The 10,987-nt window shown below is 70.9% G+C and carries 4 protein-coding genes; all 4 read left to right on the top strand.

The features are described from left to right. Nucleotides 1–381: 381 nt before the first annotated feature. From ACIBH4_RS20040 to ACIBH4_RS20025, 4 genes are read left to right on the top strand one after another with little or no spacing between them, the layout of a single operon-like run. On the top strand, nt 382–4,245 hold the full coding sequence (locus ACIBH4_RS20040) for a hypothetical protein (protein ID WP_362766422.1): 3,864 nt from the start codon (nt 382–384) through the stop codon (nt 4,243–4,245). Continuing rightward, nucleotides 4,242–7,127 (top strand): BREX-2 system phosphatase PglZ, encoded by a 2,886-nt coding sequence (gene pglZ / locus ACIBH4_RS20035; protein WP_362507543.1) that lies wholly within the window; start codon nt 4,242–4,244, stop codon nt 7,125–7,127. The genes ACIBH4_RS20040 and pglZ overlap by 4 nt, the downstream gene beginning before the upstream one ends. A 13-nt stretch (nt 7,128–7,140) precedes the next feature. Next, nucleotides 7,141–8,448, top strand: coding sequence for a BREX system ATP-binding protein BrxD (gene brxD / locus ACIBH4_RS20030; protein WP_362507540.1), 1,308 nt, complete (start codon nt 7,141–7,143; stop codon nt 8,446–8,448). Nucleotides 8,449–8,506: 58 nt separating this feature from the next. Continuing rightward, entirely contained in the window at nt 8,507–10,765 is a 2,259-nt protein-coding gene (locus ACIBH4_RS20025) for a DEAD/DEAH box helicase (RefSeq protein ID WP_362507537.1), read from the top strand. The last annotated feature ends 222 nt before the right edge of the window (nt 10,766–10,987 follow it).

The raw sequence follows: 10,987 nt of genomic DNA, 5'->3' as shown, positions 1-10,987 counted from the left end.
CGAGTGCCGTCACCATCTGCTCAGGAGTGGCCGGCCCCCTGGGTCGCCCCGTGTTCAGCCCGTCACCGACGACGGGCACGACCTCTCCGGCGGCTGCGGCCTCCAGGAGTTCCGCCGGAAATCTTCGCATATGACACCACCGGCCCGTCAGTACGCGAAAGTTCACAAACCGCACTACAGCGACAAAGTCCCTGCTCCGGATAGTTGTGAGGTGCACACCCGGCGACGATTCTGACTAGGCGCACGATATCACCCGCTCTCTGGGAGTTACCGGCAACCGGACATAACACTCCAGCGAATGACCTTCCCCGCGGCGTCATCCCACGGATACCTTAATGAGTTCAAGAAATCGCCTGTCGCAGGTCAAAACAAGTGAGGGACATGACAACGCCACACCAGCCGCCGTTGCTTCGGGAGTTCATCGACATTCCCGAGGGGATGAGCGACAGCGATTTCGTGCTCAAACTCGCCGAAGGGGTGACCGACGCCGAGTCGACGCTTCGCGACTACGTCATCACCGAGGACCTGGTCGCGAACTTCGATCGAGCTCTCGGGCTGATCAAGGCGGCGGTCACCGGGCACAGCTCGAAGGCCGCCTACCTGCACGGGTCGTTCGGCGCCGGTAAATCCCACTTCATGGCCGTGCTGCACGCGCTGCTGCGCGGAGAGAAGACCGCGCGTGAGCGGGTGGAGTTCGCCGGGCTGCTGGCCAAGCACGACTGGCTGATCGGCAGGCGCTTCCTGCTTGTACCGTTCCACCTGCTCGACGCCAAGTCGCTGGAGCACCGGGTGCTGGGACGCTACGTCGACTACGTTCGCTCCCTCGAACCCGGCGCGCCCATCCCCTCCGTACACCGCACCGACGCCCTGCTGGCGCAGGCGGCCCACCTGCGGGCGCGGATCGGCGACGAGGCGTTCATCCAGGGGCTCCCCGGTGGCGACGAGGTCGACGAGTGGGGCGACCCCAGGCCGTCCTGGACCTCCGAGCAGCTCGACTCCGCCTTCGCCGGGTCCCACGTCGACGCCTCCGACGGCCACGACGAGCATCCGATCGTGCTCACCGCCGAGGACGAGCTCCGGCGCAAGCTGGTGAACGAGCTGCTGCAGACCTGGAACACGGGGTTCTTCACCAACGCCAAGGAGGACGCTGAGGGGTTCGTCTCCCTGGACCGGGGTCTGCTGGAGATCAGCAGGCACGCCAAGGACCTCGGCTACGACGCGCTCATCCTCTTTCTCGACGAGCTCGTCCTCTGGCTCACCAACTCGGTGGGCGATCCGAAATTCGTGTCCCGCGAGGTACAGAAGATCACGAACTTCGTGGAGTCCGGCGACGCGACCCGCCCGATCCCGGTCATCAGCCTCATCGCCCGCCAGCGCGACCTGCGCGACCTGATCGGCGAGGAGGTGGTCGGCGCCGTCGAACTGGGCTTCCAGGACACCCTCGACCTGGCCAAGAGCCGTTTCGACACCATCACGCTGGAGGACCGCAACCTGCCGGTGATCGCCCAGCAGCGGCTGCTCACCGCGAAGGACGACGCGGCCGCCGCCGCACTGGCCCGCGCGTTCGACCAGACCAGCAAGGTCAGGCGCGAGGTGTGGGACACCCTGCTCGGCTCCGGCAACGCCACCGGCGCCGACATCGACGCCTTCCGCAGGACCTATCCCTTCAGCCCCGCCTTCATGGACACCCTCGTCCACATCTCCAGCGCTCTCCAGCGCTCCCGTACGGCGCTGAAGCTGATGCGGCGGATCCTCATCCGCCGCCGTGACGACCTGCGGCTGGGCGACCTGATCCCGCTCGGCGACCTCTACGACGTGATCTCCGAGGGCGGCGACGAGCCGTTCACCCAGAAGCTCAAGGTCGAGTTCGAGGCCGCGCAGAAGCTGTACGACACCAAGCTCCGCCCGTACCTACTGGGCCGCTACGGCGACCTCACCGAGGACGAGATCGCCAGGGTGCGGCGCGGCACCGAAACCGAGCCCCGGCTGGCCGGGCGGGTGCGGGCGTTCACCGGCGACGACCGGCTGATCAAGACGCTGCTGCTCTCCGCGCTCGCGCCGACGGTGCCCGCGCTGCACAACCTGACCGCGAGCCGCCTCGCCGCCCTCAACCACGGCAGCGTCACCAGTCCGATCTCCGGTGGCGAGGTCGGGCTGGTGGCACGCAAGGTCGAGGAGTGGGCCGGCCAGTTCAACGAGATCAAGTTCGCCAAGGCCGACGATCCGGGGGTCGGCCTCGAACTCGTCGGCGTCGACATCGACTCCATCCTGGACAACGCCCGCAACGCGGGAGCCGACACCACCGGCACCAGGAAGAACCTGATCATGAAGCTCCTGTACAGGGAGCTGGGCGTGACCGAGACCGAGCAGTACGGCGGCGACCGGTTCGACCTCGCATGGCGCGGCAGCAAGCGGTCCGTGGAGGTCGTCTTCGGCAACATCCGCGACCACGACGACCTCAGGGACGACGCCTTCCACCCGGCCGACCCGACGAGCTGGCGGGTCATCGTCGACTACCCGTTCGACGAGGGCGACTACACCCCCGCCGACGACCGCAACCGGGTGCAGATCATGTTCGCGAACGGCTTCCGCGACCGCACGCTCTGCTGGGTGCCCGCCTCCCTGTCCGCCGAGCGCACCCAGGACCTGCGCAGGCTGGTGACGATCGAGTACGCCCTGCACGGCAAGCGGTTCGACGAGGTCGCCAAGGATCTCAACCCCACCGACCGGCACCGGGCCCGCCAGACCCTCACCGGCCAGGGCGTCGTGCTCTCGAACAAGCTGGCCGAGACACTCCGGCAGGCGTACGGCCTGACCGGCAAGCAGCAGGGCGACGTCGTCACCGGCTTCGACGACCACCTGCTCTCGCTGTCGGAGGAGCTGAACCCCCGCCTGCCCTCCGGCGCGTCCCTGGCGGACGCGATGGCCGGCCTGGCCGGGCAGATGCTGACCTGCCAGTTCCCCGCCCACCCCGACTTCGACCCCGACCACGTCGGCGGCGCCGCCGTGGTCAAAGCGGCCGACACCAGGCTGGTGCTCGACTACGTCCGCAAGGCCGTCGAGGCGTCCGACGGGCGGGTGGAGGTCGACAAGCCGCATCGCGCCACGATGCGCCGCATCGCCAACCCGCTGCTGCTCGGCGAGATGCACGAGGCCGCGTTCGTCCTCGGCTCGCACTGGCGCGGCCACTTCAACCGGTGCGCGGCACAGGACCGGGTGACCGGCGACCTCAAGATCCCTGTGCTGCTCGACTGGATCGACCGGCCGGAACGGCGTGGCCTGGACCGGCTCGTCGCCTACCTGGTCATCGCCTGTTTCGCCGAGCAGACCGACCGGTCCTGGACCCAGCACGGCGGCCCGGTCAATCCGGAACTCGCCCAGATCAGGGACGACATGGCGCTCCGCGAGGAGAGCCTGCCCGGCGAGAAGGTCTGGGAGACCGCGCGCCGGCGGGCGATGGAGATCTTCGGCCGGAACCCTCCCGCCGCGCGCCGGGCACGGCTGGCCGGGCTCTTCGCCCGCGAGCTCTCCGACGACGCGCGCCGCCACCGCGACGCGGCGCACACCCTGGTGGCCGAGCTGGAGAACCGCGGGGACATGCTCGGACTCGACCTCGACGCGAGGGAGGGGCGGCTGCGGACCGCCCGTCAGGCCGCCGACCTGCTCGACGGGCTGGGGTCGCGACACGGCAAGCTGGAGATCATCGAGCAGCTCGCGTCCGCCGACGTCGGCGAGGCCCCGCAGCGGGTGGGCAAGAGCATCAAGAGCGCGGCGGCGGTGGTGACCGCCCTGCGTACCGCCCGCTGGGACAACTTCGCCCACCTCGCCGACCTGGGCGAGCCGTTCAGTGCCAGGGCAGAGCTGATCGTCGGCGAGCTGCGCCAGGCGGCTCTCGCCGACGAGCTGACCCTCCCGCTGGCCCCCGCGCTGGCCCGGGCGGGCTCGGCCGCGGGAGACCTGATCCGCGAGGCGATCCGCCGCCGTGACCCCGTCCCGGACCCCGTCGGTCCCGGCCCCGTCCCCAACCCCCCGCCCGGCCCTCGTCCGGAGGTCATCTACAGCGGGCCGGTCTCGCGGCTGGAGGAGCGGTTGTCGCGGCTGCTCACGGACGCCCGTACCCTCGCGGAGGCGAACCCCGACCTGGAGCTGAGACTCACCGATCTGCTCACCCAGGCGCGCGCCCTCGCGAAGGCGGATCCCGGCGCCGACGTCGAGATCTCCATGCGATCGGTCCCCCGCCGGTGAGCCCGGCCTCGGTCGCCTCACGGCCGCTGCCCATCACGATCGCCGCTCTGGAGCAGGAGGTCGCCCGGCTGCTGCGCAGGTACGCCAAGAGCGACCAGCGGGTGCTGCTCATCCGGGCCGCCCCCGACTGGGCGGGTGCGGACGAGATCACGCTGAACGGCCGGACCGTACGCATCGCCGCGTGCGTGTCGCCCCTGGCGGTCATGGAGCAGGTCACGGCCCACCTGGATCGCGACGGCGGCGAGGGCGACGGCGACGACGGCTCTGTGCTGGTCGTGCTCACCGACGCGGAGGAGAGCACGCTCGGAGTCGGTCTGCTGAGCAGGGTGATCCGGCAGCGGATCTTCGTCGTGGAGCCCTGGCGGCTGGTCGAGGAGAGCTTCGGCGCCCAGCGGACGGACCCCCGGCTGGTGGCGGAGGGCTGGGCTGCCGAGGCCCTGATCGACGCGATGCCCCCCGGCGGGTGGCCACGACTGACCGGCGCCATGCTGACCCGGGAGATCGCGCTCGGGCAGCTCGCGGCCCGGCGGCTCCGCCTCGACCGGCTGGGCATCGGCGCCGACGAGCTGAGCGCCGCCGCGCTGCTGCTCTGGAGTTCGGACCCCGCCGCGGTGGAGGCGTTCTGCGGCCTGCGGGAGACCGAGCGCGAGGGTCTGCGGTCGTGGCTTCGTGAGACCACCGGCAGCACCGTCGACGTGCTGTTCCAGCTCGTGGACGGCGGCCACGCCGCCGACGCCCTCGCGCTGGGCCTGGTCTGCGGCGCGCTCTGGAACCCCTCAGCGGAGGGCGTCGCGCAGCGTGCCCAGGGAGGCGCGCTCGCCTACATCTCGGCCGTGAGCGCGGACACGTCCGCGCGCGGTGGCCCGCACCCCTCGGTGGAGGACGCGAGCATCCGCGCCTTCGCCGCCACCGCCGAACGTTTCGTGGCCTGGCTGCTCCGCGACGGGGGTGACGCGGGCGAGGCACGCCTGGCGCACGCCACCCTGGAACGGGCCGAGGACCTCGTCGTCCAGTTCGGCGCCAGGGCCGCCGCCCGGCACAGCGACCTGCTCGGCTCCGGCTTCGAGGACAGGCTCGACGACGTCGCGTCCGCGCTGTCGGCGGCGCTCGAAAAGCGCTCCGCACCAAGCCTGGCGGTGCTGGCCGACACGGTCGCGGGACTGCGGACGCACGTGCTCGCCAGGGCGGAGAGCCACCGGGTGCGCCGCGCCGAGATGGCTCAGCGACTCCTCCAGTGGCTGGTGCGGCCACATGTCACGGCCGAACGGGTCAGCGGCGTCGGCCCGGCCGTGCAGGCACAGATCGACGAGTGGGGCTGGGTCGACCGTGCCCGCGACGACCTCTGGCTCGGTGAGCCGCACCACAGACCTCTGAAGGAGGCGTACCGAAGACTCCACGACCTCGTCCGCACCCGGGGACACGAGCTGAACAGGGCGTTCGCCGCGAAGCTCTCCGCCTGGACCGCCACGGGACCCGGTGACCTGCTCACCGTCGACACCGTGCTCCCGCGCGTGGTGGCGCCCCTCGTCGCGGACAGATCCGACCGGGGCCGTCCGCTGCTGTTCGTCGTCCTGGACGGGATGAGCGCCGCCGTCGCCACCGAACTGGCCGAGGAGCTCCGCGAGCGGAACTGGGAGGAGTACGACCCGGTTCCGGACTCCGGAGGCCGGGCACGCAGGCGCGCGGTGGTGGCGGCGATCCCCACCATGACCAGGGTCTCCCGGGCCAGCCTGTTCGCCGCCCGCCTCGTCACGGGGGACGCCGCCGAGGAACGCAAGGCATTCGAGAACCACCCGTTCTGGAAGGGCCGGAAGGTCCGGCTGTTCCACAAGGGCAGCCTCTCCGGCTCCGCGGGCGAGTCCCTGGGAGAGGAGCTGACCACTGCGCTGGAGGACGTGTCGACACATGTCGGCGTGGTGCTGAACACGATCGACGACACGCTGGACAAGGGCAGGGGGCGGATCGACGACGCGTGGGGGGTGGCCGACGTCGGCATCCTGCGTACCCTGCTGCACCACGCCCGGCTCCAGGGCAGAGCGGTCATCCTGACCAGCGACCACGGTCACGTACTGGAGCGGGGCGGCACGCTGCGTACCGTCCCCGATCCCCGCTCGGCCCGCCACCGCGACGCCGGAGCGCCGGTCGGCGAGGGCGAGGTGGAGCTCGCCGGTCCGAGGGTGGCGGGTGGGCGTCTCGTCGCGCTCTGGGACCCCTACCTTCGCTACCTGCCCGGTAAGGCCGGTTACCACGGCGGTGCCTCGCTGGCCGAGGTCACGGTCCCGCTGCTCGCGTTCCTCCCGCTCGGCTCCTCGGTGCCCGACGGGTGGCGGGCCCTGCCCGACCAGCGTCCCGAATGGTGGTCGCTGGAGGCGGCACCCTCGCCACCCTCGCCACCCCCGCCACCCTCGCCGTCCCCGGTGCCGCAGGCCCCCGCCGGACCCCGTACCAAGGGCAGGAAGGCCCCGCAGGTCGCACAGGGCCCGACGCTGTTCGACGACTTCCAGGACTTCGAGGAGGTGGCGGGCTCGGCCGCGGTCGACGAACCCGCGGCCTCGAACCCGAACGAGACCCTGGTGACCGAGCTGCTCGCGACCGAACTGTTCGCGGCGCAACACCAGATGACGCCGCGCAGGGTGCAGAAGGCGAAGATCCACGCCGTGCTGCTCGCCCTGCTGGACACGGGCGGCCCGCTCCCCCTTCCCGTCGTGGCCCAGAGCGCGGGGGAACACACCGTGCGGGCGGCGGGGTTCGTCGCCACGCTCCAGCGGATCCTCAACGTCGACAACTATCCGGTGCTCTCCATCACCGACAATGGCCGGAGCGCCCGGCTCGACGCACATCTGCTGAGAGAGCAGTTCGGGCTCGGAAACCCGAGGAAGTGAGAGGACGGCCGTCGTGACAGCAGACGTGTCGGTGAGTGCCGTCCGGCGGCGCGAGGTGATCGACGCGCTCCGGCAGGGTGCCGTGCCACAGGCGGGTCTCGACCTGCTCGCGGTCGGCCTCGGCCGGTTCGGCGACACCGTCGGCGACGAGCTGGACACCCTGGCCTCCGGCGGCTCGGTCTTCAAGGCGGTCAGGGGTGAGTACGGCTCGGGGAAGACCTTCTTCACCCGCTGGCTCGCCGAGCAGGCCAAGCGCAGGGGTATGGCGACGGCCGAGGTCCAGGTTTCCGAGAACGAGACCCCGCTGCACCGGCTGGAAACCGTCTACCGGCGACTGACCGAACGCCTCTGCACGGCGAGCTACCCGCCCAGCGCCCTGCGGCCCGTCGTGGACGCGTGGTTCTACGTGCTCGAAGAGGACGCGCTCACCGCGGGCGCCGACCCCTCGGAGCTCGGGCAGGCGGTCGAGGACCTGCTCGCCGAGCGGCTGGCCGGGGTGAGCCGGTCGGCGCCCACCTTCGCGGCGGCCCTGCGCGGCTACCGGGGCGCCTCGGCCGCCGGGGACGCGGCGACCGCCGACGCGATCCTGGCGTGGCTGGGCGGCCAGCCGAACGTCGCCGCCGCTGCTCGTCGCACGGCCGGTGTCCGAGGCGATCTCGACCACTTCGGCGCGCTGGGCTTCGTCCAGGGGCTGCTGACCGTGCTGCGCGACTCAGGTCACCCCGGCCTGGTGCTTGTGCTGGACGAGGTCGAGACCCTGCAGCGGGTGCGGTCCGACGCCCGGGACAAGGCGCTCAACTCGCTGCGGCAGCTCATCGACGAGGTCCACTCGGGCCGCTTTCCCGGCCTCTACCTGCTGGTCACCGGGACGCCCGCCTTCTTCGAGGGACCGCAGGGCGCGCAACGGCTGGCGCCCCTCGCTCAGCGGCTGGCCACCGACTTCACCGGAGATCCGCGCTTCGACAATCCCCGGGCCATCCAGATACGGCTGCCCGGCTTCACCCTCGGCTCCCTCGGCGAGCTGGGAACCAGGGTCCGTGACCTCTACGCCGCCGGAGCCTCCGTACCCGGCCGGATCGTCTCGGTCGTGGACGACGGCTACCTGGCGGACCTCGGCCGCGCGGTGACGGGAGAGCTGGGCGGCCGGGTGGGGGTCGCGCCGCGCCTGTTCCTGCGCAAGCTCGTCGACGTGATGGACCGCGTCGACCAGTTCGAGGAGTTCGACCCCCGGCGGCACTACGCGCTCACCCTGGCCGCCTCGGAGCTGACCGAGGTGGAGCGGAACGCGATGTCGGCGGACAGTGTGGAACTGGACCTGTGAGCGATCCGGTGCGTCCCCCTTCGGCCCTCTCGGAGCCGACCGACATGGAAACAGAGCCGTGAGCGACCCGGCGCCTCTGCACCCCACTCTGGTGCACCATCTCGTCAACACGCTCGGGTGGCCGTCGCTGCGCCCCCTCCAGCAGCAGGCGCTGGGGCCGCTCGCCTCGGGGCAGGACGCTCTGCTGCTCGCGCCGACGGCGGGAGGCAAGACCGAGGCGGCCGCGTTCCCGCTGCTGTCGGCGATGGCCGCGCAGCACTGGACAGGCATCTCGATCCTCTACGTGTGCCCGATCAAGGCGCTGCTGAACAACCTGCTGCCCCGGCTGGAGCGGTACGCGGAATGGCTGGGGCGCCGGGTCGCCCTCTGGCACGGCGACGTCACCTCGTCCAGGCGGGCCGCGATCCTGCGCGACCCGCCCGACATCCTGCTCACCACGCCGGAGTCCCTGGAGTCGATGCTCGTCAGCACCAAGGTGGACCACCCGGTGATCTTCGCCGGGCTGAGGGCCGTCGTGGTGGACGAGGTACACGCGTTTGCAGGTGACGACCGGGGCTGGCATCTGCTGTGCGTCCTCGAACGACTCACCCGCATCGCGGGACGTCCGATCCAGCGTGTCGGTCTGTCCGCGACGGTCGGCAACCCCACCGAGTTGCTGGCCTGGCTCCAGGGATCGAGCCGCGGGAACCGTACGGGAGAGGTCATCTCGCCATCCGGCGAACCGTCCGGGAACTCTCCGGATTCGATCGCCCCGTCCCCGCCCACTCACGACCCGTCCGCTTCTTTCGGTCCGTCCTCAAGCCCTCCGACCTGTCACGACTCCCTTTCCGTCCCGCCCGGGGGTTCTCCCTCCCTCGCCGATCCGTTCGGAGGCTCCCCCGGCGGCCCGCCTCCGGGTGATGTCGAGCTCGACCACGTGGGCTCCGTCGCGAACGCGGCCAAGGTCATCGCCGCACTGCACCGAGGGGAGAAAAGGCTCGTCTTCTGCGACTCCCGGCAACTCGTCGAGGAACTGGGCACCCGGCTGCGTACGCTGGGTGTGACGGTGTTCCTCTCCCATGCCTCGCTGTCCGTCGAGGAACGCCGCCGGGCCGAGCACGCCTTCGGCGAGGGCCGGGACTGCGTCATCGTCGCCACCTCCACCCTCGAACTGGGCATAGACGTCGGCGACCTGGATCGGGTCATCCAGATCGACGCGCCCTCCACCGTGGCCTCCTTCCTTCAGCGTGTCGGCCGTACCGGGCGGCGCCCCGGCTCCACGCGCAACTGCCTCTTCCTCGCCCTCGACGAGCAGGGACTGCTCCGGGCCTCGGGACTGCTCCGCCTCTGGGGACGACACTGGGTCGAGCCGGTCACGCCTCCGCCCGAACCTAGGCACATCGTCGCGCAGCAGTTCCTCGCCCTGTGCCTGCAGGAGTATCGGATCGGAGACCGTACCTGGCCCGAGTGGTGGCCGGGCCTCGAACCCTTCGGCGCCGAGGCGGCACCGATCCTGCGGCACCTCGTCTCGGCGGGGTTCGTCGACACCGACGGCGGCATGCTCTTCATCGGTCCGGCCGCGGAAAAGGCGTTCGGGCACCGCCATTTCATGGAACTCACCACCGTTTTCACGGCGTCACCGCAGTTCACGGTCCTGCACGGCCGTGCCGAGATCGGCCGCGTCGACCCGTCGCTGCTCTGCGACCACCGCGAGGGACCCCGGCTGCTCCTGCTCGCCGGCCGGAGCTGGCAGGTCACCTGGATCGACTGGAGACGCCGCCGTTGCTTCGTCGATGCGGCGGAGCACGGCGGGCGCGCCCGATGGCAGTCGGGCGGCCTTCCACGGGGGACGTCCTTCCAGCTCATGCAGGCCATCCGGGAAGTGCTCCTGGGCGCGACCCCTCCCGTACGGCTGACCCATCGCGCCGTCGACGCGCTGGCCGGCGCGCGGGAGCGGCATCTGGACGTCGTCCACCCCGGCGGTTCGGTCATCGTGCGCGGGGACGACGTGCGCTGGTGGACCTGGGCCGGGTATCGCGCCAACCTGACCCTGCGGAGCACGCTCGCCTCGGTGGCCGACCCCAAGCAGCAGGTAACCGACGCCTGGTTGCGCCTTCGGACAGACGTATCCAAGGAAAGCTGGACCTCCGCCCTGCGGGACTCGGCCGAGGGACTGTGCCTGCCGGAACCCGACCCCGGAGCGCTGGAGGGCCTGAAGTTCAACACCGCCCTGCCCGCACGACTCGCCGAGCGCACCCTGGCCGCCCGCCTGGCGGACTTCGACGGAGCCCGCGCCATCTTGAACCAGCGGCACCGTTTCTCCGTCTCCAGCGGTTGAGATGTTGCGGCAACGGGTGTTCCGACCGTCGGCGGTGATGACGATCTGGTCACGGGTCTGTTCACCGAGCACCACCGTAAGTACGACGTCGAATGCCGCGGCGAGCGCGGCCGGACGATCCTCTTCCGGCCCATCGGGACGACAGGGCCGCACACCGCGAACCCACCCGGAAAATCATCACTATATGTCCATAAATGTCCTAATAGCGAGCATTAGTCAATG

This window comes from Streptosporangium sp. NPDC050284 (assembly GCF_044459525.1).
Lineage (GTDB): Bacteria > Actinomycetota > Actinomycetes > Streptosporangiales > Streptosporangiaceae > Streptosporangium.
The sequence above is the reverse complement of the archived record's forward strand: the minus strand, read 5'-3'. Positions and strand labels throughout refer to the sequence as shown.